At 41.9% G+C, this 25,622-nt stretch carries 27 protein-coding genes; 16 read left to right on the top strand and 11 right to left on the bottom strand.

Features of this window, described 5'->3' with window-relative positions:
* Position 1 precedes the first annotated feature (1 nt).
* The 5 genes from CYL31_RS08240 to CYL31_RS08220 all read left to right on the top strand — a co-directional run bounded on the left by CYL31_RS08240 (position 2) and on the right by CYL31_RS08220 (position 4,986).
* Positions 2 to 982 carry an ABC transporter permease gene (locus tag CYL31_RS08240; protein ID WP_212918439.1) on the top strand — a complete coding sequence of 327 codons (981 nt, stop codon included), beginning with the start codon at positions 2 to 4 and terminating at the stop codon, positions 980 to 982.
* Positions 979 to 1,917, top strand: coding sequence for an ABC transporter permease (locus CYL31_RS08235; RefSeq protein ID WP_212918438.1), 939 nt, complete (start codon positions 979 to 981; stop codon positions 1,915 to 1,917). The genes CYL31_RS08240 and CYL31_RS08235 overlap by 4 nt, the downstream gene beginning before the upstream one ends.
* Before the next feature lie 57 nt (positions 1,918 to 1,974).
* Positions 1,975 to 2,973, top strand: a complete 999-nt coding sequence (locus CYL31_RS08230) for an ABC transporter ATP-binding protein (RefSeq protein WP_212918437.1) — start codon at positions 1,975 to 1,977, stop codon at positions 2,971 to 2,973.
* The gene (locus CYL31_RS08225; protein ID WP_212918436.1) at positions 2,973 to 3,983 is read left to right on the top strand and encodes an ABC transporter ATP-binding protein; all 1,011 of its coding nucleotides are present in this window, start codon (positions 2,973 to 2,975) and stop codon (positions 3,981 to 3,983) included. The genes CYL31_RS08230 and CYL31_RS08225 overlap by 1 nt, the downstream gene beginning before the upstream one ends.
* 67 nt (positions 3,984 to 4,050) lie before the next feature.
* On the top strand, positions 4,051 to 4,986 hold the full coding sequence (locus CYL31_RS08220; protein WP_212918435.1) for a LysR family transcriptional regulator: 936 nt from the start codon (positions 4,051 to 4,053) through the stop codon (positions 4,984 to 4,986).
* 65 nt (positions 4,987 to 5,051) lie between these two features.
* Here CYL31_RS08220 and CYL31_RS08215 read toward each other — a convergent pair whose 3' ends face one another.
* The gene (locus CYL31_RS08215) at positions 5,052 to 7,364 is read right to left on the bottom strand and encodes a bifunctional diguanylate cyclase/phosphodiesterase (protein WP_212918434.1); all 2,313 of its coding nucleotides are present in this window, start codon (positions 7,362 to 7,364) and stop codon (positions 5,052 to 5,054) included.
* Positions 7,365 to 7,562: 198 nt separating this feature from the next.
* Between CYL31_RS08215 and dbpA the strand changes: the two genes are divergently transcribed.
* The 5 genes from dbpA to CYL31_RS08190 all read left to right on the top strand — a co-directional run bounded on the left by dbpA (position 7,563) and on the right by CYL31_RS08190 (position 11,572).
* Positions 7,563 to 8,945, top strand: coding sequence for an ATP-dependent RNA helicase DbpA (gene dbpA / locus CYL31_RS08210; protein WP_212918433.1), 1,383 nt, complete (start codon positions 7,563 to 7,565; stop codon positions 8,943 to 8,945).
* Positions 8,942 to 9,304, top strand: coding sequence for a VanZ family protein (locus CYL31_RS08205; RefSeq protein WP_212918432.1), 363 nt, complete (start codon positions 8,942 to 8,944; stop codon positions 9,302 to 9,304). The genes dbpA and CYL31_RS08205 overlap by 4 nt, the downstream gene beginning before the upstream one ends.
* A gap of 89 nt (positions 9,305 to 9,393) precedes the next feature.
* A complete protein-coding gene (gene guaD / locus CYL31_RS08200) occupies positions 9,394 to 10,695 on the top strand; it encodes a guanine deaminase (protein ID WP_212918431.1) in 1,302 nt (433 codons plus the stop codon).
* A gap of 122 nt (positions 10,696 to 10,817) precedes the next feature.
* Positions 10,818 to 11,006: a hypothetical protein gene (locus CYL31_RS08195; protein ID WP_212918430.1), complete on the top strand. Its 189-nt coding sequence runs from the start codon at positions 10,818 to 10,820 to the stop codon at positions 11,004 to 11,006.
* Positions 11,007 to 11,032: 26 nt separating this feature from the next.
* Positions 11,033 to 11,572, top strand: coding sequence for an NADPH-dependent FMN reductase (locus CYL31_RS08190; RefSeq protein ID WP_212918429.1), 540 nt, complete (start codon positions 11,033 to 11,035; stop codon positions 11,570 to 11,572).
* A 9-nt stretch (positions 11,573 to 11,581) separates the two neighbouring features.
* On the opposite strand, the gene CYL31_RS08185 is transcribed toward CYL31_RS08190, so the two are convergent.
* Positions 11,582 to 12,085, bottom strand: coding sequence for a hypothetical protein (locus tag CYL31_RS08185; protein WP_212918428.1), 504 nt, complete (start codon positions 12,083 to 12,085; stop codon positions 11,582 to 11,584).
* Between the two features lie 218 nt (positions 12,086 to 12,303).
* Between CYL31_RS08185 and CYL31_RS08180 the strand changes: the two genes are divergently transcribed.
* A complete protein-coding gene (locus CYL31_RS08180) occupies positions 12,304 to 13,548 on the top strand; it encodes a multidrug effflux MFS transporter (RefSeq protein WP_212918427.1) in 1,245 nt (414 codons plus the stop codon).
* A gap of 49 nt (positions 13,549 to 13,597) precedes the next feature.
* Here CYL31_RS08180 and CYL31_RS08175 read toward each other — a convergent pair whose 3' ends face one another.
* Both CYL31_RS08175 and CYL31_RS08170 read right to left on the bottom strand, forming a co-directional pair.
* Complete coding sequence (locus tag CYL31_RS08175) at positions 13,598 to 14,182, bottom strand: TetR/AcrR family transcriptional regulator (RefSeq protein ID WP_212918426.1); 585 nt, start codon at positions 14,180 to 14,182, stop codon at positions 13,598 to 13,600.
* Between the two features lie 123 nt (positions 14,183 to 14,305).
* Entirely contained in the window at positions 14,306 to 15,262 is a 957-nt protein-coding gene (locus CYL31_RS08170) for a GGDEF domain-containing protein (protein WP_212918425.1), read from the bottom strand.
* Positions 15,263 to 15,494: 232 nt separating this feature from the next.
* On the opposite strand from CYL31_RS08170, the gene trpB reads away from it, so the two are divergent.
* The 4 genes from trpB (at position 15,495) to map (ending at position 18,594) form a co-directional block, all read left to right on the top strand.
* Positions 15,495 to 16,751: a tryptophan synthase subunit beta gene (gene trpB / locus CYL31_RS08165; RefSeq protein WP_212918424.1), complete on the top strand. Its 1,257-nt coding sequence runs from the start codon at positions 15,495 to 15,497 to the stop codon at positions 16,749 to 16,751.
* Positions 16,748 to 17,533, top strand: coding sequence for a tryptophan synthase subunit alpha (gene trpA, locus CYL31_RS08160; protein WP_212918423.1), 786 nt, complete (start codon positions 16,748 to 16,750; stop codon positions 17,531 to 17,533). Before trpB ends, trpA begins: the two co-directional genes overlap by 4 nt.
* 82 nt (positions 17,534 to 17,615) lie before the next feature.
* A complete protein-coding gene (locus CYL31_RS08155) occupies positions 17,616 to 17,822 on the top strand; it encodes a ParD-like family protein (protein WP_100188612.1) in 207 nt (68 codons plus the stop codon).
* A gap of 1 nt (position 17,823) precedes the next feature.
* The gene (gene map / locus CYL31_RS08150; protein WP_212918422.1) at positions 17,824 to 18,594 is read left to right on the top strand and encodes a type I methionyl aminopeptidase; all 771 of its coding nucleotides are present in this window, start codon (positions 17,824 to 17,826) and stop codon (positions 18,592 to 18,594) included.
* A gap of 85 nt (positions 18,595 to 18,679) precedes the next feature.
* On the opposite strand, the gene CYL31_RS08145 is transcribed toward map, so the two are convergent.
* The 4 genes from CYL31_RS08145 to CYL31_RS08130 form a co-directional block, all read right to left on the bottom strand.
* On the bottom strand, positions 18,680 to 20,386 hold the full coding sequence (locus CYL31_RS08145; RefSeq protein WP_212918421.1) for an ArnT family glycosyltransferase: 1,707 nt from the start codon (positions 20,384 to 20,386) through the stop codon (positions 18,680 to 18,682).
* A complete protein-coding gene (locus CYL31_RS08140; protein WP_212918420.1) occupies positions 20,383 to 21,051 on the bottom strand; it encodes a TVP38/TMEM64 family protein in 669 nt (222 codons plus the stop codon). The genes CYL31_RS08145 and CYL31_RS08140 overlap by 4 nt, the downstream gene beginning before the upstream one ends.
* Before the next feature lie 3 nt (positions 21,052 to 21,054).
* The gene (locus tag CYL31_RS08135) at positions 21,055 to 21,792 is read right to left on the bottom strand and encodes a glycosyltransferase family 2 protein (protein ID WP_212918419.1); all 738 of its coding nucleotides are present in this window, start codon (positions 21,790 to 21,792) and stop codon (positions 21,055 to 21,057) included.
* A gap of 155 nt (positions 21,793 to 21,947) precedes the next feature.
* Positions 21,948 to 22,862, bottom strand: a complete 915-nt coding sequence (locus tag CYL31_RS08130; RefSeq protein WP_212918418.1) for a LysR family transcriptional regulator — start codon at positions 22,860 to 22,862, stop codon at positions 21,948 to 21,950.
* Positions 22,863 to 22,952: 90 nt separating this feature from the next.
* Between CYL31_RS08130 and CYL31_RS08125 the strand changes: the two genes are divergently transcribed.
* The gene (locus tag CYL31_RS08125) at positions 22,953 to 23,891 is read left to right on the top strand and encodes a DMT family transporter (RefSeq protein WP_212918417.1); all 939 of its coding nucleotides are present in this window, start codon (positions 22,953 to 22,955) and stop codon (positions 23,889 to 23,891) included.
* 125 nt (positions 23,892 to 24,016) lie between these two features.
* Here the strand turns inward: CYL31_RS08125 and CYL31_RS08120 are convergent, their stop codons facing one another.
* From CYL31_RS08120 to CYL31_RS08110, 3 genes are all read right to left on the bottom strand, one after another.
* Positions 24,017 to 24,589 carry a fasciclin domain-containing protein gene (locus tag CYL31_RS08120; protein WP_212918416.1) on the bottom strand — a complete coding sequence of 191 codons (573 nt, stop codon included), beginning with the start codon at positions 24,587 to 24,589 and terminating at the stop codon, positions 24,017 to 24,019.
* A 107-nt stretch (positions 24,590 to 24,696) separates the two neighbouring features.
* Positions 24,697 to 25,185: a peptide-methionine (R)-S-oxide reductase MsrB gene (gene msrB, locus CYL31_RS08115; protein ID WP_249411736.1), complete on the bottom strand. Its 489-nt coding sequence runs from the start codon at positions 25,183 to 25,185 to the stop codon at positions 24,697 to 24,699.
* A gap of 216 nt (positions 25,186 to 25,401) precedes the next feature.
* Positions 25,402 to 25,611 (bottom strand): cold-shock protein, encoded by a 210-nt coding sequence (locus CYL31_RS08110; RefSeq protein WP_012069364.1) that lies wholly within the window; start codon positions 25,609 to 25,611, stop codon positions 25,402 to 25,404.
* Positions 25,612 to 25,622: the final 11 nt, after the last annotated feature.

Here is a 25,622-nt window from a genome sequence, read left to right as displayed (position 1 = left end):
CATGCTGATTTTTTTACTTCGCCGTATGATACAAGCCTGCTTTGTTATGATCATCATCAGTGTGATCAGCTTTGCGATACAAGACAAGCTAGGCGACCCTGTACAGCAAATGGTTGGCATGTCGGTATCACTAGAAGAGCGCAATCAAATTCGTGACGAACTTGGTCTCAATGACGGCTTTTTCGTTCAATATTGGCATTTTGCGAAAGGTGTGATCCATGGCGATCTAGGTACGTCATACTATTATAAAGAACCCGCTCTCGACGTAATTCTCAAAAAGCTCCCAGCCACATTAGAATTGGCTTTTTGCGCTATCTTGATCGTCATTCTTGTCGCCACGCCCTGCGGCGTTTTAGCTGCGATTAAACCAAAACATGCGCTCTCTCGCTTGTTGATGATTATCAGTTCAATCGGTCTCTCTGTACCCATTTTCATTGTTGCCATCTTGATGGTGTACATTTTTTCCATTGAACTCAATATGGCTCCCAGCTTTGGGCGAGGTCAGACAATAGAGATATTCGGCTTGTGGGAAAGTGGCCTTTTTACAAAGGATGGTTTAAAGCATTTAATTTTACCTAGCCTATCCCTAGCCATTGCTTTGATGCCTATTTTTGTCCGCTTAATCCGCGCAGAAATGATGGAAGTATTACAATCAGAATACATACGTTTTGCATGGTCAAAAGGCTTATCGGCACGACGGATCTATTTTATTCATGCTTTAAAAAACACCATGCTGCCGGTCATCACTGTGGGCGGTATTCAAGCAGGGACCTTGGTCGCTTATACCATTTTAACCGAAACTATTTTCCAATGGCCTGGTATGGGGTTTTTGTTTATGGACGCCGTTAGTCGAGTCGATACACCACTTGTTTCTGCGTACTTAATTGTCGTCGGCGGTATTTTTGTTATTACTAACACTGTAGTGGATTTGATCTACGGATTGGTTAACCCCACTGTACGCTTAGCGAGTCACGGACTATGAAGTACACCAAGAAAGATCTACTTCATCCGACCTCAGGCAGTCGTTGGGGACATATTTGGTCTGGCGTTGTTGGCGACAAGCTCGCAATGCTGGCTTTGATCATTTTTATTTTCTATTGCCTTGTAGCTCTTCTCGCCCCATTGGTGGCACCTTTCGACATCGTCGATCCTGCCTTTATGGACTTGATGAATGCGGAAATTGCGCCTAGCTGGATTAGCGGTGATCATCGTTTTTTATTAGGTACAGACGCTCAAGGGCGAGATCTTTTATCAGTGATTTTATACGGCACACGTCTCTCATTGACCATAGGTATATGCGCAGTATTAATCCAAGCCACTCTCGGGATTTGCATCGGTTTAATGGCAGGATATTTGGGAGGACGTATAGATAACTTTCTAATGCGTTGCGCGGATATTCAATTATCTTTCTCAAATATGATGGTCGCGATTGTCTTTTTGGCTATCTTCCAATCCTTGTTTGGCATGGCTCGATATCAGCAACTCGCTATGGTCATTCTTATCCTGGTTATTGGTTTAACAGAGTGGCCCCTATTTGCCCGAACGATTCGCGCCTCGGTGCTAGCAGAGAAGCAAAAAGAATACGTTGATGCAGCCAGAGTGATGGGTATTAGCCCAAAACGCATCATGTTTCGCCACATTTTGCCAAACACACTTTCTCCTATTTTGGTTATTTTTACCGTGCAAATCGCAAATGCCATTGTTGCCGAAGCCGCCCTATCTTTTTTAGGGCTAGGTATGCCAGCTACCGAGCCTTCTCTTGGCTCGCTTATCTCAGCTGGGTTTGCTTATATGTTTGCAGGTTCTTGGTGGATCTGTGTCATACCAAGCGTGACGCTAATTATTTTAATTTTGGCCATGAATTTACTTGGCGATTGGTTGCGCGATCATCTAAACCCAAGGACGTATAAAGACTAATATGAGCCTGTTTTTAACAAAGTATTGGCAAACACAGCAGTCGTGCAAAGGTCTCAAATGAATTTACTAAGCGTCAGTAACTTACACGTCAACTTTCATACGAAAGAGCAAGAACTCGCCGCCTTAATTGACGTCAGTTTCACCCTAAATCGCGGTGAGCGAATTGCTATTGTGGGGGAATCTGGTGCAGGGAAATCGGTTCTAGGATTTTCTATTGTTAATTTGATTGGCAAACCCGGCTATATAGACTCTGGCTCAATTAAGTTGGAAAACAAAGAAATCACAAAAATGAATTTACGTCAGCTGCAAGAAGTTCGTGGCAAACGCATCGCAATGATTTTCCAAGACCCGATGATGACACTGAATCCAGTATTAACTATTGGCGATCAGCTGGTCGAAACTATCCGCAGCCATACTAAAATCAACTACAAAGACGCTCGTAATATTGCCATTGAAAAGCTACATCATGTGCAAATTGCATCACCAGAAAAACGCTTTGATCAGTATCCGCATGAACTATCTGGCGGAATGCGCCAAAGGGTGATCATCGCCTCTGTGTTGCTACTTAACCCAGATATTATTATTGCTGACGAGCCAACTACCGCTTTGGATGTGACGATTCAAGCAGAAATCCTGCAGCTGTTGTTAACCATATGTCGTGACAATGGCGTAGCCCTGGTTTTAATTAGCCACGATCTGGGCGTGGTATCAAAAGTTGCTGAACGAACCATAGTAATGTATGCAGGTCATGTTGTTGAAGAGGGTCCAACCCTAGAGATTATCAATGATCCTCAACATCCTTATACCCAAGGTCTTTTGAATGCACTACCCCAGATGACCTTGCCTGGGCAGCGATTAAATCAAATACAAGGCAGCATGCCATCGCTCGCTGAACGACCATCTGGTTGTGCGTTTCACCCACGCTGCCCTTATGCCACACAAAAATGCCGACAAGAACAACCACGCTTTATTTTCAGTGGCGTATCTAGTGTCGCCTGCTTTTTGGTCGAAGACATGCTCAATGAGTTCGCCGATAAAGATCAGGAGGCAAGCTAGTGGCAACCCCTCTCATTCAAATTAGCGGCTTAGAAAAAGCTTTCACAGCAAATGAAAGTTGGCTTAGTCAATGGCGCTTCCGTCACGGAAAATTCAAAAGACATAAGGACAGCGTCCACGCCCTCAATGGCGTTAATCTTACTATCAATCAAGGTGAAACCTTGTGTGTAGTTGGTGAAACAGGTTGCGGAAAATCCACGTTGGCGCGCGCCATCATGGGGCTAACGACGCCGAGTGCAGGTGAAATACATTACCTTGATCAACGCATCGATCAATTAAACAATCGCCAGCGCATGTTTTTTAGGCGCCGTATGCAAATGGTTTTCCAGAACCCTTATGCATCATTAAACCCTAGAATGACGGTTTATCAAACACTCAGCGAGCCGATTTCTTTCCATAATCCACAGCTTTCACAATCTCAGGTAGATGAGCAAATTGATGAACTTTTAGAGTCTGTCGGCATTTCTGCTTCGAGCTCAGACCGTTATCCTCATGAATTTTCAGGCGGCCAACGTCAGCGAATCAGCTTGGCTCGCGCACTATCGGTCGAACCCGATTTTATCGTCGCTGACGAGCCACTATCAGCGCTAGATGTATCAGTGCAAGCACAAGTGCTCAACCTGATGATGGACAAGCAAGAAGAGCGCAACCTTAGTTATCTTTTCATTACCCATGACTTAGCCGTTGTCGAGCATTTTGCCACTCGAGTAGCGGTCATGTACCTAGGTAAAATCTGTGAGCTTGCGCCAACTGGAACATTATTTAGTGCGCCAAAGCATCCTTATACTAGAGCCTTGCTGTCAGCCATCCCAAGATTAGACAGCAACACAGCTCAGCCCATTCGACTTATTGGCGAAGTCCCAACACCAACAGAGAAACCGATTGGTTGTGTTTTTCAAGCGCGCTGCCCTTATGCGAATCAGCGCTGCTACGAAACATCACCCGCTATGACACTGCAAAGTGACGGTAGTAGTGTGGCTTGTCACGCTATTGAAGAGGGTCGACTATGATGCTCCTATTTACTATTTGCTTCACTATCTCTGTTTATTCTTCGTTTTCTGCTCGTCAGGAGGCCACATGGAAATAAGATGGCTTGAGGACTTTATTGCCCTCGCAAAAACACGTCATTTTTCACGTGCAGCAGACGAACAAAACGTCACTCAACCAACCTTTAGTCGACGTATTAAATTACTCGAAGAAGAGATGCGCGTCACTTTAATAGACCGCAACACTTTGCCTTTATCTTTAACGCCAGCAGGCGAAGTATTTCTACAAAGCGCGGAGCTAATTACCAGACAATTAAGAGACACCAAAGAGCGGTGCCAAGAGATTCGTAAACAAGAAGAGTCTCAGATACGCTTTGTAACCACGCAAACCTTGTTTCTTAGCTTTTATAAAGAAGTCATTGAACCATTTTGCCAAAGCATCGACATGGATCTAGACATCAATATGAAGTCTAGTTCTTGGCTAGGGATAGACTTTGTTAATTCTCTTATGGATCAACAATGCGATATCATGCTTTGCTATTGGCATCCAGCAATCAACTTCATTCGCGCTCTTGATGATGAACAATACGAACACCTTGTCATTGCCGAAGAAACTCTCATTCCATGTAGCGCAACAGATGCAACTGGCGAACCAAAGTTCACCCTCCCAGGCGCCAAACGTAAACCATTACCTTATATTGGCTACTATGAGAACTCCTTCTTACAACCGGTTATTCATCATCATTTGCAAAGACAGCGAGACATTCCGCAGCTGCAAACGCTGTCTGAGAATTATCACTCCGTCAGCATAAAAGCCATGGTGAAAGAAGGTTACGGTATTGGCTGGATTCCAAGACGCCTCATGTTAGACACATTAAATTATGGAAAAGTCGCTTTAGCGGGGGAAGAGAATTGGCACATTCCGCTTGAAATACGCCTGTATCGCTCTAAGTTTAACCAGAATCCAAATTTAACCCAATTCTGGGAAGCTCTGAAAGAAAAAATATCTCGTAACAGCCCTCTTTAGCGCAATATATTTTGCTACCTAAAAAGGTCTGTAAACGAGCTGATTATCTCTTAAATTCGAGCCCTTTAATCCTTAGAGTCCTGTTCATTAAGGGCAACTATCATAGGATCACTTCCCATAGAGTTTGCCCCGAGTGCTTTACTGAATAAATAGCCTTGACCAATATCACAACCAAAATCTTGCAACATGATAAGCTGGTGAATATCCGTAATGCCTTCTGCGATCACTTTTAGCCCCAAATCATGACTTAAACTAATGATCGCATGAGTCAAGGCCGCGTGTTTTCTGTCCTCAATAATATTACGAATAAAGACCTGATCTATTTTGACATAATGGAATGGCAAATCTTTCAAGTAGCTTAAACTTGAGTAACCTGTACCAAAATCATCAATCGCTAACTTCATTCCAAGGCGACTAAGTTGACGCAGCAGCTCAGCACATCTTTCCGCATCTTCAATCAATATAGATTCTGTCACTTCAATTTCTAACAAACCTGGATCAATCTTATATTTATCTAACAAAGCTAATAACTTAGGTAAAAAATCGGTTCTTTTAAGTTGAGCAGCAGAACAATTGATAGCAATCGGCGGCACTGTAATACCCTGTGCTTGCCATTCTAATATATGACGAAAAGCTTGCTCGAATACCCAGTCCCCTAGAGGTAAAATAATGCCCGTTTGCTCCGCAATAGGAACAAATTCAGCAGGCGATACGGCACCAAGCTCTTCATCATTCCAGCGCAACAAGGCCTCCATTCCAACACAACGCTCTGTTGTAAGATCTACTTTAGGCTGGAAATTAAGTTCTAGATTGCCGTTCTGCAGTGCCTGACGCAACCGTGTTTCAATACGTACATTGCGAGCAAACTTACGCCCCATATCGCCATCATAAAAATGATAAGTGGCGCGTCCTGCTGTTTTAGCTTGGTATACCGCCATATCCGCATTTTTAATCAAGGTTACAGCATCTTTACCAAACTCGGGATACACAGCGACTCCAATAGAACAGCCAATATCAAGCGTCAGTCCTTCCACAAAATAGCTCTGACTAATTTTTTGTATTAAATCTTTCGCTAAAACATCTAACGCTGGCATGTTCTGCTCATGCGACTGAACAAGCAGAACTAAAAAAGCATCTCCACCCAAATAACCTGTAACCGCACCATCAGGCAAAACAGACGTTAGTCGCTTAGACACCTTTACCAGTAACCTATCTCCCAATTCGTGACCAAAAGCATCATTAATGGTTTTAAAATGGTCCAAATCCAGAATTAGCGTAGCTAACTGTTTATTTTCTTTTTGGCAGACACTAATCAATTCATTGAGTTCAAGCTGTATTTGATAACGACTTAATAGGCCTGTTAGCTCATCAATCTCAATACGCTTGTTTATAGAATCAAGCATAGAAAAATACGTTAAAGATAATTTTCGTGAATAAAACGATAAAAATAGTGCCAAAAAGCCAAACACAAACAACGGAGCAATAACTAAAAACCAATGTATTCGAGTCACAATATTTTCAGTATAACGAGTATCAATTCGCCATTTACGCCCTGCGATAGAAAGATAACGCGTATCAAAGTTTTCCTCCTCCCATGACGAAGGCTCAGCTGAATCAACAAACCAAAGAGGCCTGTCCGATGACACATCAGCAAGTCGATAATAAAGGCCATGATTAACCAAAGAGTTAGCCTCTTTAAGCAGACTGTCTATACTAAAGTACGCACCGACTATTCCGTGAAAGCCAATGTCATCCGTTAATTTATAAGAACGTGCATCAACAGATAAGTAAATTGACTTTCTTAGAATAAAAGTATCAGGAGAAGCTCCTAACTTAGTATCCGAAAAAGGGGTAAACGTTGGTTCAGATAAGATGATAGAAGAAGCGTTACGAGCGCGAGTAACCGAACTTAGATTTCGATATTGCGAGGATAAAATATCATAACCATAAGTCAGTTTGTCTGGATACCCTAACGCCAAAGGCATGTATTCTGATTTGTTTTCATCTGGATAAATTTTAAATTTATAGTTGCCTAACAAAATACGTTGCTGCATTTCATATTCGTATTTTTTGCTAGCGGGTACGTATTGAGCAAAATATAAACTAATATCTTGAGTGGTAATAATACCTTGGGCAAAACGAGAAAAGTGACTAGCTGATACCTCAGCTTTATTGGACTCAATAAGGGATGCAACAGAAGACAACTCAGTTATGTATTGCATTAAACTGTCGTTTAGTTTTTCAGCAAAATACTCCCCTACAGCCTTTTGATCACTGTAAACGTGTTTACGCTCTTCCAAATAAATAGCAAGACTTGTTGCTATCCCACATAAAAAAACAATACAAAAAACAACGTAGTGCATTTTTTCATTTTTCACATGGTTTCTTAAAGAAATCATTGTATACCCATCGATGTTTTCCCAACAAAAAGGTCGCTATAAATTGCGGCATCCATTACAACCATTTACTTTACCTAAAAACAATATAAGCGGCACGGAATAAATGGTTAAGAAAAGTATTTACGGCAATTTTCTGGTATCCTGCGTCTATTATTGACTCAACTAGACAGGCCTTTTGTGACCACATTTCAACACGCTCTAAACAACCTTCTTCCAACTAAGCTAACCACTTTGCTATCTGATATGGGATTCACTACATTCACCCCCATCCAAGAGCAAAGTTTGCCACCTATGATTGAAGGTAAAGACATCCTTGCGCAGGCACAAACTGGTAGTGGTAAAACTCTCGCTTTTTCAATTGCTCTTTTACTCAAAATCAACCCGCGCTTCTTTGGCGTTCAAGCTCTGGTAATGTGCCCTACTCGGGAACTAGCAGATCAAGTTTCCAAAGAAATCCGCAAAATTGCACGCTATCAAGACAATATTAAAGTACTGAGTTTATGTGGCGGCATGCCGTTTGGCCCACAAATAGGCTCGTTGGAACATGGCGCTCATATCGTTGTTGGTACACCTGGTCGTCTAATGGAACACCTTCGCAAAGGTACGCTTAAGCTCAATGCGCTAAACACTCTAGTGCTAGATGAAGCTGACCGCATGCTAGACATGGGCTTCGTCGATAGCATCCGTGAAGTAGTTGACCTAACGCCAAGCAACCGCCAAACATTACTCTTTTCCGCTACCTATGGGGACGGTATTGAAGCAATCAGTACAGAATTCCAGAACAAACCGGTTAGCATCAAGGTAGAAGCGCAAGAAGACCTTAAACCAAATATAGAACAGTTTTTTGTGCGCAGCGAAAATAAAGACAAATGCGAAACATTACTGGCGACCTTACAACATTTTGAACCTCGTCAAGCAATTGTCTTTTGCAACACGAAGGCTGAATCACAAGTGGTTGCCGACTGGTTAGCTGAGCACAAAGTTGCCGCTCAAGCTATTCATGGCGATCTGGAGCAAAGACAACGCGATCAAGTTCTAGTGCGTTTCAGCAATCAAAGTAGCTGCGTGCTAGTGGCTACAGATGTAGCTGCTCGCGGTATTGATGTAAAAGAAATTGACCTTGTTGTTAACTATGACACCACCCGCGACACAGATGTTCATACACATCGTATTGGCCGAACGGGTCGTGCTGGCGCCGCAGGTATTGCTGTTAACCTTGTTACGTCAAAAGATGATTACAAAGTTCGTGATATTGAAACGCGCTTTAACACCACTGCGAATTTCATTGAACTTGGAGAAATTGACCTCCACTACCGCTTGATCCCACAAAAGACCACCATCTCTTTTGATGCCGGCCGTAAAAACAAACTTCGTCCAGGTGATATCCTTGGCGCACTCACTGCAGGTCTAGGATTGGACAAATCACAAGTCGGTAAGATCGATATTTTTGATTTTCATGCTTACGTATCTGTCGACAACGAAGTGGCAAAAACCGTTGTTAAAGAGTTCGAAAACAAAAAAATCAAAGGCAAAAATATTCGAGCGCGCATTTTACGATGATCAAAAGGCTCACCTCACCGGCAGCGCAAGCTGTCGGTTTTGTTTTAGGCGCATTCATCATCCTCCTAGCCACATTAACACCTGCTGATGTCCTTCCGTCAGTGCCTGGTACAGATAAAACACATCATGTTATTGGTTTTGGCTGCTGGGCGCTTTTGTGTGCTTTTGGCCCAATGAAACGCTTTCTCTTGCTGTCTTTAGTTATCATACTGTTAGGTGGTGCCATTGAACTAATCCAGCCTTACGTAAACCGTTATGCGGAATGGTTAGATTTCTATGCTGATGCTTTCGGCGTTATTTTGGTGATACTAGCAAGGCTAATAATTGGACTATTTCTTAAATCAAAATATAAGGTTTAATGAAAGTACGAAAAAGACCTGATAAAGTATAACCATTCGGTCAAAATTTTATATTTCAACTCATTTTAGAAGACACCCACGAGAAACATATGAGCCATTTGAAAGCGTGGCGCTCCGCCATTGTTCACTGCATCGCAGACCCTAAAGACGTCGGCATAGATGCTGCTTACGAATATTTTGAAGATGGCTTATTAGTCATTCAAGACGATAAAATTTACGCCCTTGGTAACGCAGTCGATCTACTACCAACACTACCAGATAACACCCTAATTGAGCATCACCCTGATACCATTATCACACCTGGCTTTATCGATACTCACATCCATTACCCACAAACCGACATGATCGGCTCATATGGCGAACAATTGCTAACCTGGTTGAACACTTACACCTTCCCAGAAGAAGGTAAGTTTAGCGACAAAGCTCATGCTCGCAATGTAGCAGACCGCTTCCTTAAAGAACTTTTACGCAACGGCACAACCACCGCACTGGTATTCGGAACGGTACATAAGGTGTCTGTTGAAGCTTTTTTTGAGGCCAGCGAAGTCCATAATTTGCGTATGATTTGCGGTAAGGTGATGATGGATCGCAACGCGCCAGATTACCTCACAGATACGCCAGAGAGCAGTTATCAGGAAAGCAAAGAACTGATCGACACTTGGCACAATAAAGGTCGCTTACATTACGCCATCACACCTCGTTTCGCACCAACCAGCTCTGATGAGCAGCTTCATTTAGCAGGCAAATTGCTGAGTGAGTATAAAGATGTCTATCTTCATACTCACCTGTCAGAAAATAAAGACGAATGCGCTTGGGTAAAAGAGCTTTTTCCAGAAAGCACGAACTACTTGGACGTTTATGACCAACATAAACTGTTAAGTGAACGTTCCGTTTTTGCCCATGGCATCCATCTATGTGACAGTGAATACCATAGACTGCACGAAACAGGCTCGGCTATTTCTTTCTGCCCAACCTCTAACCTTTTTATCGGTAGCGGTTTATTCAAACTCAATAAAGCAGAAGAACATAAGGTCAACGTAGGTCTTGGCACTGACGTAGGCGGTGGTACTAGCTTCTCTATGCTGCAAACCATGAACGAAGCCTACAAGGTCATCCAGTTACAAAATGAAAACCTAAATCCAATTAAATCTCTGTATTTGTCTACTTTAGGCGGCGCTAGAGCACTTCGCCTAGAAGATAAAATTGGTAATTTAGCGGTAGGCAGTGAAGCAGACTTTGTTATCCTTGATAAAAAAGGCACTCCGTTACTTGAGTCACGTTTAGCACTATCCAAAAACATCGAAGAAAGCTTATTCGTCTTCATGACCATTGGTGACGACCGCGCAATTCAAGCAACCTACTCCGCAGGCAAATGCGTTCACCAACGATAAAGCCGAAGCTCGCCTAGCAAAAAACCAAAACGGCCACTTTACTAGTCTGTAAAAGTGGCCGTTTTTTTATATAATCACTGCAATTGTTTTTCTATTTAGCACAAATATTGAGCACAAACATTATGCACTCTCTTGCCACCGTCGCCTTAGGCGCTTTCGCTATTATTTTCTTCTGCGCCGCGTTAATTGTTGGTCTTATTATTCTCAAAAAATACAAAGCCGAACAAATACGACTTAGCCATCTCACTAAAACAACATCATCCACAAAAAAGCCAGCAGAAGGCAATTCAAAGCATCAAGCTAAGCCTTGAAACATTTTCCCCCTTAAGGATTCATCATGAAAATTTTATTATTGTCCGGTAGTTTTTCTAATAAAAGCAAAAGCTTAGCTATCTTAAATACGATTGAAGCCTTGCTGACTAATCACAGCACAGAAACACCAAGACTAGATACTCTGCCATTTTACAACGACGATTTAAATGCAGATAAACCAGCGGATGTACAAGCTTTTATCGACAGTGTAGACCAAGCAGACGGTATTATTTTATGTACTCCAGAGTACAACCACAGTGTGCCAGCCGTGTTAAAGAATGCTTTAGATTGGGCATCTCGACCTGCATTTAACTCGCCATTAAAAAATAAACCAGTGACTATTATCACTCAAGCAGACAGTCCTGTTGGCGGCGCTAGAGCACAAGCTCATCTTAAACTAATCATGGATGCCATATTGTCAGATATTCATATTTGCCATGAAATGATGTTAACGCCAATCAGTAAATTAGTTTCTGATGGTAAAGTAACAGATGAAACCGCACTACGCAGATTAGAACGCCATACGAAAGATTTCTTAAACCTAATTGAGTCTCGTAAATCTTAAGCACCTAGCTCAAGGGTAAAGGCGGACGATCCCGCTTTTACCCTCTATATCTCCTAAAATCCACACCTTCTCAAACGCATGAGGAACAGGCATGGTAATAAGATGCTCAAGGGCTTTAATATCAGCTTGACTCCAGGCTGGATGAGTATTTCGAATCACCAGCCACACTCTTTTTGAATCGTATTGCTTACCCGATTTGTTTTCTAAAATCTTATTCAAAGACCTTAACAATCGCTCATCTGCAGGCTCATCTTTTAGAGATTGCAACGTCGCACGAGTTTTATCAGTCAAATCTCGCCCTAAAATCGCCATAGCCTCTTCTTCCGAACCATAAAGATGGGCAATTTCTAAATCAAGGCGTTCACCTTCTAGCATACATGACACATCAGGTCGAATGGGATCATTGTGCCAGATATGACGGATATGTTTGCCCGTATTACGCTCATAACAACGCATAAAAAGCTTAGCAGCCTGATGCTCAAGCTCTATTTTTTCTTTCTCACTGTTATGCATAACGCATTTCCTATACAACAAAAACCACTAATGCCATAAGTGTTATCTTATGAATTAAACAACAAAATCACAAAGTTAAATATCGCCAAGCCACTTCCTTATTTTATGCACACATTCGCAAACTGAGTTTTATAAAGCCTGAGTATAATACTCGACTATTATTTGAGGCATGAACCTAGTGCACGCTCAACAATCTACTATTTTCTTAGGAACACCTTATGGAAAATGCTCACAACAACACATCTTCTTCCGGTATGGGGTCGAAGGAGTTCACACTTTTAGTTGCTCTATTAATGTCGATAACGGCAATATCCATTGATGCTTTGCTACCAGCGCTTGGCGTTATCGGTAACGAACTTGGTGCAGTAACAGCAAATCAACCACAATTACTCATTAGCATGTTGTTTTTAGGTTTGGCAATGGGGCAATTAATTTGTGGGCCACTGTCAGATGCCCTAGGTCGCCGCCCTATTCTATTTGGTGGCTTTACTCTCTACTTAATTGGCACTGTAGTCTGCTACAAAGCCGATAGTTTAGAAGTGCTGATGTTGGGGCGCTTTATTCAAGGCTTAGGGGTAGCAGGACCTTATATATCCGCTATTTCCTTGGTTCGCGACCTATATCATGGCGCGCAAATGGCTCGTATCATGTCTTTGGTGATGATGATTTTCGTCTTGGTTCCAGCCATCGCCCCAACACTTGGTCAAGCGATTATGTTTGTCGATGACTGGCGCGGCATTTTTGAGATGTATCTTGTTTATGCTGTGTTATTGATTGTTTGGATTAGCTTTCGCTTAAAAGAAACGCTACCAAAATCAAACCGTATCCCTTTTTCGAAAAAAGGCTTTTTAGATGGTTTTAAAGAAGTGGTAACGAATCGAATTACCGCGAGTTACACCATTTGCATGGGGTTGTTCTTCGGTAGCTTTATTGGTTATTTGAACTCTTCACAGCAAATATTTCAGGTGCAATTCAACACTGGAAATTTATTTGCGCTCTACTTCGGTTTACTAGCTTTAGTATTGGGCTTTTCTTCTTTGATTAACTCTCGCATTGTTGAAAAACATGGCGCTAAATACATCGCCTTCCGTGCTATTTGCGTTGTTGTTATTGCATCTATTGCCTTCTTTGCTTTACACGCTTTCGTGACGATAAGCTTGTGGATGTTCTTGGTATACGCGTCGATTTTATTCTTCTGCTTTGGCTTACTGTTCGGTAACGTCAACTCTCTTGCAATGGAACCAATGGGACATGTCGCGGGTATTGCCTCTGCAGTTATTGGCTCAGTGTCATCCATTATGTCGATGAGTATTGGGACGATTATAGGTCAAATGTACAACAATACCTTGATGCCAATTTCAGGCGGCTTTGTGATCATGGGATCACTCGCAATAGGCATCATGTATTGGGCTGAAAAAGGCCGTGTTGAAGAAGTAACGGAAGAAGAAAACGCTGTTGCTTAATAACAAAACTCGACCTAGTTGAGTTCAAGTAAAAAGCCAAATAGCTTTGCTATTTGGCTTTTTTTGTATTGCTAGAATCAACTAGCAGATCATCAAGCTGACACTCTAGTTCAGATTTATTCATCATCGCTTGATTCATCAGTGCAGGCGTTAAAAGCGCTTCTTTGCTAACCGCTTTTAACGTAAAAAAATTCATTGGCGATACTGAAAATTCAGCAATCCATGCCAATAACGTCGACTCCAGCACTGCTTCAAACTCAGCAAATAAGGCAAAGGTAGAAGGCGCCATTTTGTGCTGCTCGCCAAGCAAAATACGATACACAGCAAGGCGCTCGACTTTATTAACCCAAGTCTCCCAAAGCAATATCCAACCAGAAATAAGCGTGAGATTTTTCTTTGTTTGCAAACGCACCAAGATCTTTTGCATCTCATCATGTGCTTGTTCAGTTAACAAGATTAACGCCGTTTCCCACAACACCAACTTGGTCGGGAAATTACTGTACACAGTGGGTTTCGACACACCAGCTGTAACAACAACTTGGTCAATACTGGTACTTTGATAGCCCTGTAGAGTAAATAAACCACACGCTGCCTCGACAATATGAGTTTTTTTACTGGGTCTTCCTCTTGCCATAACGCCCTCTAAACAAGTTTTGTATTATTTAACGGAATTCTAACCCATTGATGTAACGTTGCTTTCTATATTTGAAAAAGCGACATCGGTAGATAATAGCAAATTATGATAACGAAAGGGGCGCTACCTATTTTTCTTCTGCTGATACATAGCAGCATCAGCACATTGAATCATCTCTTCAATCGATTTGTCAGTGTCATGCGAGAAATGAGTAACGCCTGCGCTGTATTGAATCCTATAAGGCTTTTTCAAACTATCATTCACTTCATCGACACATGCCGCAAAATGCTCTAAAAAGACACTAATCTCTTCATCTGTACGGTCACTCAACATAGCAACAAATTCATCACCACCTAAGCGACCGATCACATCATATTCACTAAATGACTCAAGCATTATCTGAGCGAATTTAGCCAATACAAAATCACCTTCATGGTGTCCATAGTTATCATTTATCGCTTTAAACTTATTAAGGTCAAAGACAACAAAAGACATCGTTTTTTTATCACGCTGACACACTTTGAGCATATGATTGACCATGGTCATAAAGCCACGTCGATTAGAAATCAAAGTGAGCTCGTCTAAGGTTGCCAGCTGAATAGATTGTATTTCCTGCTCAATGATCGTACCTAAATCTTTAAGCAGTAGTTGGTCCTCTTCATCAAATACCCTTGGCTTACTATCTATGATGCACAAAGTACCAATATTAATTCCTTGGCGAAGTTTCAAAGGACAGCCTGCATAAAAACGAATATTCGGTGCGTCTGTAACAAGCGGATTATCAAAAAATCGCTCATCAATTAACGCATCAGTAATGATAAACAAACCATCCTGATTAATAGCATGGCCACAAAACGAAACATCTCGTGATGTTTCAATCACATCAAGCCCCTGCCGAGATTTGAACCATTGGCGGCTTTCATCTATCAGACTAATTAACGAGATAGAAACACTAAACATCCGCTTAGCCATCCGAGTAATGCGATCAAATCGTTCTTCATAGGAAGTATCAAGAATTCGCAATGCTCTTAATGCATGCAATCGTTCAGCTTCATTTTTTGGAATTTCCGGCTTAATCATAAAGAACCCTGTGCATAAAATTAGCTCACTAAAATTGTAGCAGTAAATTGAGCATTAACCCGTAACTTGCGAAACTCTTAGAGCGAATGATAAAGATCAAAGGTTTTATCAAAAACACAAAACGACAATCGCTCAAGAAAAATACACTTGACGGCTAATCAACGCCGTATTAAATTAACTAAACGGTATAGTTAATTTAATTGATAAAAAATAGCAATTTTAGGAGCAAGTCATGCAAAGCGAGAACGGTTTCTACGGGCAATACGGCGGCAGCTATATTCCTGAAATCCTTTATTCGAGCCAACAGCAAATTTTACATGCGTTCGAAGAAGCCAAAAACGACCCAGAGTTTCTCGCTGAGCTGAACAAACAATGGCAGCAGTTTTCTGGCCGCCCTACGCCACTTACTTTTTGTGCGAATTTGACCGAACACTTTGGCGGCGCACAAATCTACTTAAAGCGTGAAGATTTAAACCACAGTGGCGCGCACAAGATGAACAACGTGATTGGCCAAGGTTTGTTGGTCAAGCGCATGGGTAAGAAGCGCGTCATTGCAGAAACAGGCGCTGGACAACACGGCATTGCAACGGCTCTTGTTGCTGCCCGCTTAGGCCTAGAATGCACTATTTACATGGGTGCAAAAGACATTGAACGTCAGTACCCAAATGTTTTTTGGATGAAACAACTTGGCGCCACTGTCGTGCCCGTTACCACTGGCGCACAAACCCTGCGCGATGCATTAGACGAAGCACTACGTGACTGGTCTTCTAGCCATGAGGAAAGTCATTATTTAATTGGCACCTCTTGTGGGTGCGCGCCCTTCCCTGAAATGGTGGCGTACTTTCAATCAATAATTGGCAACGAAGTTCGCGAGCAAAGTGTGGCGCAATTCGGTCAATTTCCAGATCGTTTGTATGCTTGCGTTGGCGGTGGTTCGAATGCTTGTGGTTTGTTCCTACCTTTCCTCGATGATAAAGAAGTGGAAATGGTCGGCGTCGAAGCAGGCGGTAAAGGTTTGGAGCTTGGCGAGCATTCTATTCGTTTGTCTCACAATCTTGGACAGCCTGGTATTGCACAAGGCTTTGCGACTATGTTCCTACAAGATGACGCTGGACAGCTACAAGAAACCCACTCTATTGCAGCCGGTTTAGACTATGTGGGCGTTTCTCCTATCATTGCCCATTTGGCGGAAATTGGTCGCATCAAAATGACCTACGCCATGGACGATGAAGTAATTGCCGCTTGTACTCTCCTACTGAAAAAAGAAGGTATCATTCCAGCACTTGAATCTTCTCATGCACTAGCGGGCGCTTTTAAAGATGCACCGAACTTACCTAAAGACTCAAAGATCGTTATCAATCTTTCTGGTCGAGGTGACAAGGATATCTTTAACGTGGCAAAAGCCGTGCAAGATGAAACCTTCCCGCAATTCTTAACCGATTACCTCGCCTCTTACCCAACCACTCAAAACAAAGGGGATAAAGCATGAGCCAGTTAGCGACTTTTATCGAAGAAAAACGCCAAAACAAGCCAATTTTATCCATGACCCATGTGGTTTATGGCTACCCAAGCGTTGAAGAAAGCTTGAGCTGGATGGAAAAGTTAATGCAGGAAGGCGTCGATTTCATCGAAGTACAATTTCCTTTTTCAGACCCTGTCGCTGACGGCCCAAGTATTGTCGCCGCTTGTCATAAGGCATTAGAACAAAAGCTAGACGTGGAAACCTGTTTGTCTCAGCTTGGTAACCTTGCGAAAGACTACCCTAACAGCCGCATCGTGTTGATGAGCTATTTAAACCCAATGTACCGCTTTGGCTTAGACAAATTAGCCAAACGCGCGGCAGAAGAAAACATTCTGGGGTTAATCCTTCCAGATCTACCAATTGAGCAAGCCGCTACTTATCAATCGGCTTGTAAAGCCAATAACATCGATCCAGTTTGGTTAGTAACCCCTGTGACCCCACCAGACCGTTTAGCCATGCTAGCGAACCAAGCCAGTGGTTTCTTATATTGTGTCGCTCGCTCTGGTGTAACTGGGCATTCTAGCCATGAAGGCAAAGCCAAACAGACTTCACTTGATGACTACTTGGCGCAGATCAAACAACACGCCAGCGCTCCGATGGGCGTCGGTTTTGGTATACGCGAGCGTGCCCAAATCGAACAGCTCACAGGCAAGGCAGATATTGCCATTATTGGTTCTGCCCTCTTAGATGCCTACAACCAAGGTGGTCAAGAAGCGGGCATTAAGCTAATTAAAGATTTGTTTCACTAATGAAGAGTCAATAATTAGTACTTGAAAAACGCAAAACCTGAATATATGATACATATACAATTCATATATGGATCATATATTCATGGGTATTATTAAAATCTCCGACGAACTTCACGACGACATCCGCAAAAGCTGCCATGTCATGTCTCGCTCTATCAATGCACAAGCAGAATTCTGGATAAAAATGGGACGCTTAGCAGAGCTTAACCCTAGCCTCACCTTTTCTGAATTGATCGCCAATGAACTGGCTAATGCAAATACAGAAACACCCTTGAAAGCCGTCAAGTAGCATGCAAGTCCATATCAAAACCCCAGCAGAAGTCGAATTTATGCGCGAGTCTGGCAAGTTATTAGCAAGCGTATTTCACATGCTCGATAACTTTGTCAAAGACGGCGTTTCGACCTTAGAGATTAACAACAAAGTTGAAGACTTCATTCGTCATGAACTCAATGCCAGACCTGCGAGTCTAGGTCAATATGGCTATGAATTTGCCCTCAACGCCTCTATCAACGAGGTGGTTTGCCATGGTGTTCCAAGCGAGCATCAACGACTAAAAGCAAAAGACATCATCAACCTCGATATCACACTGGAAAAAAATGGCTTTATCGCTGATTCCAGTAAAATGTATGTGATGAGCGAAGCCAATCCTGTTGCTAAACGCTTAGTTAAAACGACTTATGACGCCATGTGGGCGGGGATCAAAAAAGTAAAGCCTGGCGCAACCTTAGGCGACATAGGCGCAGCAATTCAAACCTTAGCAGAAAGCAAAGGCTATTCGGTGGTCAAAGAATATTGTGGCCATGGTATTGGTCGAGAAATGCATGAAGAACCACAAGTCCTGCATTACGGCAAAGCCGGAACAGGAATGACACTGAAAGAAGGCATGACTTTCACCATCGAACCCATGATCAACCAAGGGAAAGCCAAAACCAAGACAAAAAAAGACGGCTGGACGGTTGTGACGGCTGATAAAAAATTATCCGCACAGTGGGAACACACCATCCTAGTAACATCGACAGGTTATGAAGTACTAACCTTAAGAAATGAAGAACTAACCTGACAAAAAAGGCCCAGTCAAATAAATAAACTGAGCCTTTCTTTCAGATTACAACATTCAAAACATCATTTAATTGACCATAAGAAAACTACTCGTACAGAGTTTTCAATGGTAAGTAATAACGTTTAACTGTTTTTGGCTTTTCGCACGTGGGCGTCATGGCACTTTTATCAAGCAAAATCCAGTCTTTGCTATGAGCTCGATCTAACTCTTTTGCCTTGCTTAAATCAAAGCATTCAACCCCCTTATCTTTAGCTGTCATCACGTAACGATTAGGCTTTTCACTCATCCACAACCAAGCATTTCTATCTTGCTCTTGAGTGCTGCTTAAGCAACTAAAATGAATTAAAGAAATGGGAGAAAAAAGCAAAAACTGCTCTTTAAAACGAGTCATACCAAGCTCACCATCAGGGCCAATATCTTCCGCGGCTTCAGCCATTATTTCCTTTGCAGACGTTCTTTCAGGGTTAAATAATGTGTAGCCAGCGGTACTATATAACACCCAAGTAATAGCAAAAGCGGCCCAATAGATGTTTAGATCGACCTTATTACGCTTCCATAACAAAATAGCAAACCAACACAATGACATAAACAAAAACAAAATACCAAATGGCAAAGTATGCTCACCGATTTCTTTGGTAATTGTGTGAGATTTAGTAAAGCAAAGTACCGCAGCAGCCAAAAACAACAGACCGAAAGCAACAAAGCCCACCTGTAATACGCGCCTAAACCAAACTGTCAATCCGGTATTAGTAAAATGAGCGCCCATAATTAATGCCATCATAGGCAAAGCCGGTAAGATATATAGACCTCGTTTTCCTGGGCTAATGCTAAAAAACAACACCAGCAGTGCAACCCAAACTAAGAGACTAAACATCACCGGAGAGACTTTAACATCGCACCAAAAACCTTTTGTGAATAGAAAACTATAAAGAGGAAACCACAGTGCAGGAATCACACTGACGATAAAATAATACCAAGGGTTAATATGTCCCCAAGAATCTGCGTAGCGCTCACCTGTTTGCTTAAATAAAATATTGTCACGATACGCCATAAAATCAGGATTATTACTGTGCTCTGCAATGTACAACATAGGCAGTAACCAAGCTGCAAGGACCAATAGCATGGCCAACGGCCCTAACCACAAAGTCCAGTTTACTTGTGCTTTTTCGAATCGATACTTGCCAGTAAAATGCAAAAACAACACAGGCAACAAGAACAGCAACGGTAAAAAACCAACCCCTTTTGTAATAATACCCAACCCCATAAAAGCCCAACTAGCGACATACCATCTAAAGCTGGCTTGGTAGAAAAAATGACGTAACAGCCCATACATGGCAATAGTAATCCAACAGGCAACCGTAGCATCAATCTGAGCCGATTTTGATTGGATAATAAATTGCGGCGCAATCAGCAACATTAGACAAGCGTTACGTGCTGTTTTAACGTTCCAAAGTTTTGCAGCAATATCAAATGTACAAAATAAAGCAACCAAACTCGCCACAGCGTTAGGAATCAAAAACGTCGCTTTCATACTGCCTGTTAGCCAATACAATGACGCCAGCAGCCACATAAAAACTGGGGGCTTATCTGGGTATAATTCACCGCCACGCATAGGAAAAAACCAGTTTCCAGAATTCACCATTTCTCTGGCTACTTCCACGAAACGCGGCTCATCAGCAGGCCAAGGATCGCGCAGCCCAATGCCCGCTAAAATAACCACAGCAGCCACTAAAAAAATCAGCCAGAAGGCACGCTTATAATCCATACCATCTATTGGTGTTGTCGACATCATGCGTTACTTTCCAAATTAAGTTTTGAGAGTTTATGTTTCAAATGATCTCGATAAATGAGAGCGGTCAAAACAAAGCTTAAAAGAGACAATCCAATACTAAGATAAATCATCGCATGATTAGCAGAACCAACGCCGCCGCCAATCAATGAAAACACAAGTGTTTGAGGAAAATAGCCCAACACACTAGCGCACAAAAATGCTGGTAAAGGCACACCGACGCTACCAGATAACAAGTTGGTTACTAAATTACTGCCAACAGGTAGCAGCCTTAGAGTAAGAATTTTCATGAAAGGAGCACGGCTAGCAAACTGATTAAACCTATACATGCGCACTGGAAAATGCCGAGCAAGTGTATGAGCAAATACCATTCTAGCGGCCATATAATTTGCTAAGGCCGCCAACGAACAAATAGCAATCGCCACAGTAACACCTACAACAGCGCCATATAAATAACCAAATATAAAAGAGATCGCTTGGCGCGGACCACCAATACCTACAAAAATTAGAGCCGCTAAAGCAATAGAAAAATGACCTATCCAGCCATATTGCAACAAATAGCCAGTCAACCAGTTTTTATCCGATAGATGAGTTAAAACGGGATTAAGTACGCCTGAAACAAGCAATAAAACGAATATAACAAGTAGCAGCCATTTAACCCATTTCATGAATTAATCCTGACTCGAATAAATCTTAGCAATAACAGGATGCTTGGCGCGTTTGCTCAACCAGATCACCCCAACAATATCGATAATTCCAACCCAGGCACGGTTCCAAGCATTGTAGTTAGAAACGCCCGTATTTCTATCTCTGTGGTTCACTTGGCAAACCACAATTTCACCATCGATACGCTTGATTAAAGCCGGTAAAAAACGATGCATATGATCAAAATATGGCAGCGTTAAAAAAGTATTTTTCGGAAACAATTTCAAACCACAACCAGAATCAGGCACGCCATCATTAAGTAGTTTTTGACGAATATTATTCGCCACTCGAGATTGGAAACGTACCCAAGCAGTATCAAGTCGCTTTTTACGATAACCAGCAACACAAAAGTGCTCGTTACTTAACAAAGAGGCTTGTTGAATTAATTTAGCATAGTCATTTGGGTCATTCTGGCCATCAGCGTCGGAGGTGATAATCCATTCACCTTTAGCATGATGAACAGCAGACAAAACAGCCGTACTTTGACCACAACTATTAGCATGATAAATAACTTGTAAGTTACAGCCAATTTCTTTGGCGGTATCAATCGCCACTTGAGCAGTTCTATCGTCGCTGCCATCATCAGTCAGCACTACTTCAAATGCGTATTCAGGAGAAAGGCTTTTATGTATTTCTCTAATTAATAAACCGATATTGCCCTGCTCATTTTTCGCAGGCAATACAACGGATAAAAAAGGTACCATACTAACCCCAAGTTTTATGTGAAAAATAGAAAGATAAGCACTCAATTTTATTCATTAAAATGTATAAAAAAGGTGAAAAAAAAATCACTCCAATCCTTTGAGTTTCCCTATCTTAGTATTTACCTTACTTGTTACACCTTTGTGATAACTGAGTCTTATTTCTTACCAAAATGCGCCATCATAAAGTCAATAAATACGCGTATTTTATTAGGCATGAACCTCATTGCAGGAAACTGCATATGAATACCGCCTTGAAAATCACTGTTTAAATGCCAATCACTTAACACCTGTACCACATCACCTTTTTCAAGATATTCCCGTACGACGAAGTCTGGAAAAGGGGCGATCCCAAACCCTTGCCTCACACCTCTTAAACGCATATCTGCATCATTATTAATATAACGACCATCAACAGTGACAACCGACTTTCGCTCTCCTTGAGTGAAGGTCCAGATATTATCGCCATCAAAAAAGCCTAACGGTAAACACAAATGATTAAGTAAATCCTCTGGTGCATTTGGTATACCATTTTTTACCACATAGTCTGGGCTTGCACACAGTATGGAGCGAACCTTCCCCAACGTTTTACAAACTAAATGCTCATGCGGTTTTTCCGCCACATAAAATACCAAGTCCACATTCTGATAAGCAGGATCAATTCGTAAATCGGTTACTTGTACTTGCAGCGATATTGCCGGATACAAAGCCATAAACTCCAATAACAAAGGCTCTAAAACTTGCTTTGCAAAAGCATCAGGGGCGGCGATTCGTAAGCGCCCAGCAGCTTCTTTGGCGTTATTTTCTGATGCCGCAACAGCTTCTTTTGCACTGTCCAACATTTGGCGACACTGCTCATAAACCGCCATCCCAATCAGAGTAGTAGTTTGACGCCGCGTCGTGCGCTCTATTAATACCGATGATAATGTCGTTTCCATTCTTGATACTTGTCGACTAACACCTGATGGTGTCACACCAAGCTTCAACGCCGCTTTGGTAAAACTCCCCGTTTCAACCACAGCAACAAATGCCGCCATATCTGGTAACAATGCAATAAGCTTATTTATGTCCATGAGTCACAAGTCTTTTGATTAATTTGATAATTATCATCAATCTAAACACAAGTTAGCATTATTTTCTTTGTAAAAACCGAGATAATCACCATGCTAACTTCCAACATCAAACTCCCGTTTAGACAAATTCAGCTACCACTCCCAGAAATCGCCTTACTGTTAGCCGCATTTTTCTGGGGAACCAGCTACGGCATTACTAAAGAAGCACTACTCTATACGGGCGTACTTGCCTTTATAGTGATTCGCTTTGGCTTAACATCCATCTTGCTCACCCCTATTTTTATCAAAGAGCAACGCATGGGATTAGCAAAAGACTGGAAGTTTGCCATCCCGACCGGTGGCATTTTACTGTGTATTTTTCTTGCAGAAATCTATGGCATATTCCATACCACAGCATCTAAAGCCGCTTTTTTAATCAGCCTATGTGTACTTATTACTCCATTTGTAGAAGCCATTACAGACCGTAAATTGCCCAGCACAGCAATCGTTTTATTTGCCCTACTGTCTTTATTCGGTGTTTTTCTACTGACGACACAAAGCAGCGGCCAGCCAACATTAAACACATTGTCTCTAGAGTTTCTATTTTTAGATCTAAATAAAGGAGATTACTCAATCTTACTAGCCGCTTTATTACGCGCCTGCATGGTGGTAACAACGAAAAGCTTACTAAAAGGAAAAACGCTATCAGCTCTAAGCACCACGAGCATTCAAGCAAATGTGGTTACCCTTGGCGCATTATTTATTTTTATTGCAACAGATAATCCTATTGAGCAACTATTCCCAACCAACCTCTCTTTCTGGGTAGCCACTTTTTACCTCGCTATTTTCTGCACCATTTTCGCCTTGTTCGCACAGAACTTCGGTGTTAAACACACAACACCATCAAGGGTTTCCTTGCTCACTGGTTCCGAACCTGCCTTCGGAGCCATTTTTGCTTACTACTGGTTAGGGGAATCGCTAAATACAATACAAATGATAGGCGGTGCCTGTATTTTACTAGCAACCATAATGGCGACTTTAAGAAAATAAAGATCGCTGTTTTAAGATAAAAAAGGGTGAAATGAAAAAGGGGATAGAATAAAAAAAAGACTTAGATCCTATACTTACAATAGGAGCTAAGCCTTTTTAAACTAGTGCAACACACAGCTACAGGATTATTGCTTAGGTAAAAGTACAGTATCAATCACGTGAATCACGCCATTTGATTGCTTCACATCTGCAATGGTGACGTGTGCAACACGGCCATTTTCGTCTTCAAGCATAATTTTGTCGCCCATGTATGTGGCCATCAAAGTACATCCACCAACGGTAGGAACTGGGTGTTTACCCATATCATTGTCAATCATAGTCTTGATCGCACCAGATAGCGCGTCTGCTTTTACAACATGACAAGCCAACACTTTAGTTAAGGCCGCCTTATTTTCAGGTTTTAAAAGATCGGCTACAGCGCCCTCAGGCAATTTATCAAAGGCCGCATTAGTTGGAGCAAAAACAGTAAAAGGACCAGGCCCTTGAAGTGTATCAACTAAACCAGCAGCCTTAACAGCAGCGACTAAAGTGGTATGATCTTTTGAATTAACAGCGTTCTCAATGATGTTTTTGCTCGCATACATCGGCGCGCCACCCACCATTGGATTAGCATTGTCATCAGTGGTTTTCATGCCGCTAGCAGAACAGCCAGCAAGCGTTACAATTGTCGCAGCAGAAACAAGACTTAGTAATTTCATTGTTATTCTCCAGTTTGTTTTTCCATAACAATTCGCCATGGTTATTAAGAGATACGCCGCGAATTTAAAAAGGTTTCAAGTTTTTTCAAAATAATTTAAAAAAACATCTAAGCAGGCTGAAACACCAAAGAAATACCATTTAAACAATGACGCAATCCTGTTGGTTGCGGGCCATCATCAAAAATATGCCCCAAGTGACTGCCACATCGACGACAATGAACTTCTGTTCGCTTCATAAAAAAGCCATTATCTTCTTTCGTTCCAACAGCATCGGGTAAGCTGTCATAAAAGCTTGGCCACCCGGTGCCACTTTCATATTTAGTACTACTAGGATAAAGAGGAAGATCACAGCCTTTACAAAGATACGTACCCTCACGTTTTTCATTCAGCAAAGGACTGCTACCAGCACGCTCTGTTTTTTCTTCTCTCATTACTTGGTATTCAAAGTCGCTTAGCTTTGCTTGCCATTGCTTCTTACTGAGTACCACCTCAAAATCTTCATTAGAGGTTGAAGTGGCAGCCATAACAGGTGCGCTAAACGAATGAGCACCACCAATCACACAAGCGGTTGTTACAAGAAAATTTCGACGGTTCATAGCATTGCTCCTTATCATTCTTAAGTTGTTGCTTTATAGCGACAACGCAACAGATATAAATAAGTACGTAAAAAACTAAAGAATAGTTTCAATTTGATAGGTAAAGAGCGCAACGAGATGCTATTAGTGCTTCAGTAAAAAAGGAGTGCTTTTTTACACAAAAAAAAGGGTAAGTTCCGAAGAACTTACCCTTTCTTAAATATTCTTAGTAGCTAATTAAAGTACTGTAATATTTTCTGCTTGAGGACCTTTTTGGCCAGCAGTAACAACGAATTCTACTTGTTGGCCTTCAGCCAATGTTTTGAATCCTGAGCTAGCAATAGCGCTGAAATGTGCGAACACATCAGGGCCAGACTCTTGCTCAATAAAACCAAAACCTTTAATTTCGTTGAACCACTTAACGGTTCCTTTCACTGTATTAGACATAAATAATCACC

Origin of the sequence: Marinomonas sp. A3A (genome assembly GCF_018336955.1) — a bacterium.
GTDB classification, from domain to species: Bacteria; Pseudomonadota; Gammaproteobacteria; order Pseudomonadales; family Marinomonadaceae; genus Marinomonas; species Marinomonas lutimaris.
Note: the sequence above shows the minus strand (reverse complement) of the source record. Positions and strands in the feature narration are given on the sequence as shown.

Excerpts from the sequence above, each read along its gene's own strand:
- CYL31_RS08240 (WP_212918439.1), top strand. The coding sequence starts at position 2 with ATGCTGATTTTTTTACTTCGCCGTATGATACAAGCCTGCTTTGTTATG.
- CYL31_RS08235 (WP_212918438.1), top strand. The coding sequence starts at position 979 with ATGAAGTACACCAAGAAAGATCTACTTCATCCGACCTCAGGCAGTCGT.
- CYL31_RS08230 (WP_212918437.1), top strand. The coding sequence starts at position 1,975 with ATGAATTTACTAAGCGTCAGTAACTTACACGTCAACTTTCATACGAAA.
- CYL31_RS08220 (WP_212918435.1), top strand. The coding sequence starts at position 4,051 with ATGGAAATAAGATGGCTTGAGGACTTTATTGCCCTCGCAAAAACACGT.
- CYL31_RS08205 (WP_212918432.1), top strand. The coding sequence starts at position 8,942 with ATGATCAAAAGGCTCACCTCACCGGCAGCGCAAGCTGTCGGTTTTGTT.
- guaD (WP_212918431.1), top strand. The coding sequence starts at position 9,394 with ATGAGCCATTTGAAAGCGTGGCGCTCCGCCATTGTTCACTGCATCGCA.
- CYL31_RS08195 (WP_212918430.1), top strand. The coding sequence starts at position 10,818 with ATGCACTCTCTTGCCACCGTCGCCTTAGGCGCTTTCGCTATTATTTTC.
- CYL31_RS08190 (WP_212918429.1), top strand. The coding sequence starts at position 11,033 with ATGAAAATTTTATTATTGTCCGGTAGTTTTTCTAATAAAAGCAAAAGC.
- CYL31_RS08185 (WP_212918428.1), bottom strand. The coding sequence starts at position 12,085 with ATGCATAACAGTGAGAAAGAAAAAATAGAGCTTGAGCATCAGGCTGCT.
- CYL31_RS08180 (WP_212918427.1), top strand. The coding sequence starts at position 12,304 with ATGGAAAATGCTCACAACAACACATCTTCTTCCGGTATGGGGTCGAAG.
- CYL31_RS08175 (WP_212918426.1), bottom strand. The coding sequence starts at position 14,182 with ATGGCAAGAGGAAGACCCAGTAAAAAAACTCATATTGTCGAGGCAGCG.
- CYL31_RS08170 (WP_212918425.1), bottom strand. The coding sequence starts at position 15,262 with ATGATTAAGCCGGAAATTCCAAAAAATGAAGCTGAACGATTGCATGCA.
- trpB (WP_212918424.1), top strand. The coding sequence starts at position 15,495 with ATGCAAAGCGAGAACGGTTTCTACGGGCAATACGGCGGCAGCTATATT.
- trpA (WP_212918423.1), top strand. The coding sequence starts at position 16,748 with ATGAGCCAGTTAGCGACTTTTATCGAAGAAAAACGCCAAAACAAGCCA.
- CYL31_RS08155 (WP_100188612.1), top strand. The coding sequence starts at position 17,616 with ATGGGTATTATTAAAATCTCCGACGAACTTCACGACGACATCCGCAAA.
- map (WP_212918422.1), top strand. The coding sequence starts at position 17,824 with ATGCAAGTCCATATCAAAACCCCAGCAGAAGTCGAATTTATGCGCGAG.
- CYL31_RS08145 (WP_212918421.1), bottom strand. The coding sequence starts at position 20,386 with ATGATGTCGACAACACCAATAGATGGTATGGATTATAAGCGTGCCTTC.
- CYL31_RS08140 (WP_212918420.1), bottom strand. The coding sequence starts at position 21,051 with ATGAAATGGGTTAAATGGCTGCTACTTGTTATATTCGTTTTATTGCTT.
- CYL31_RS08135 (WP_212918419.1), bottom strand. The coding sequence starts at position 21,792 with ATGGTACCTTTTTTATCCGTTGTATTGCCTGCGAAAAATGAGCAGGGC.
- CYL31_RS08130 (WP_212918418.1), bottom strand. The coding sequence starts at position 22,862 with ATGGACATAAATAAGCTTATTGCATTGTTACCAGATATGGCGGCATTT.
- CYL31_RS08125 (WP_212918417.1), top strand. The coding sequence starts at position 22,953 with ATGCTAACTTCCAACATCAAACTCCCGTTTAGACAAATTCAGCTACCA.
- CYL31_RS08120 (WP_212918416.1), bottom strand. The coding sequence starts at position 24,589 with ATGAAATTACTAAGTCTTGTTTCTGCTGCGACAATTGTAACGCTTGCT.
- msrB (WP_249411736.1), bottom strand. The coding sequence starts at position 25,185 with ATGAACCGTCGAAATTTTCTTGTAACAACCGCTTGTGTGATTGGTGGT.
- CYL31_RS08110 (WP_012069364.1), bottom strand. The coding sequence starts at position 25,611 with ATGTCTAATACAGTGAAAGGAACCGTTAAGTGGTTCAACGAAATTAAA.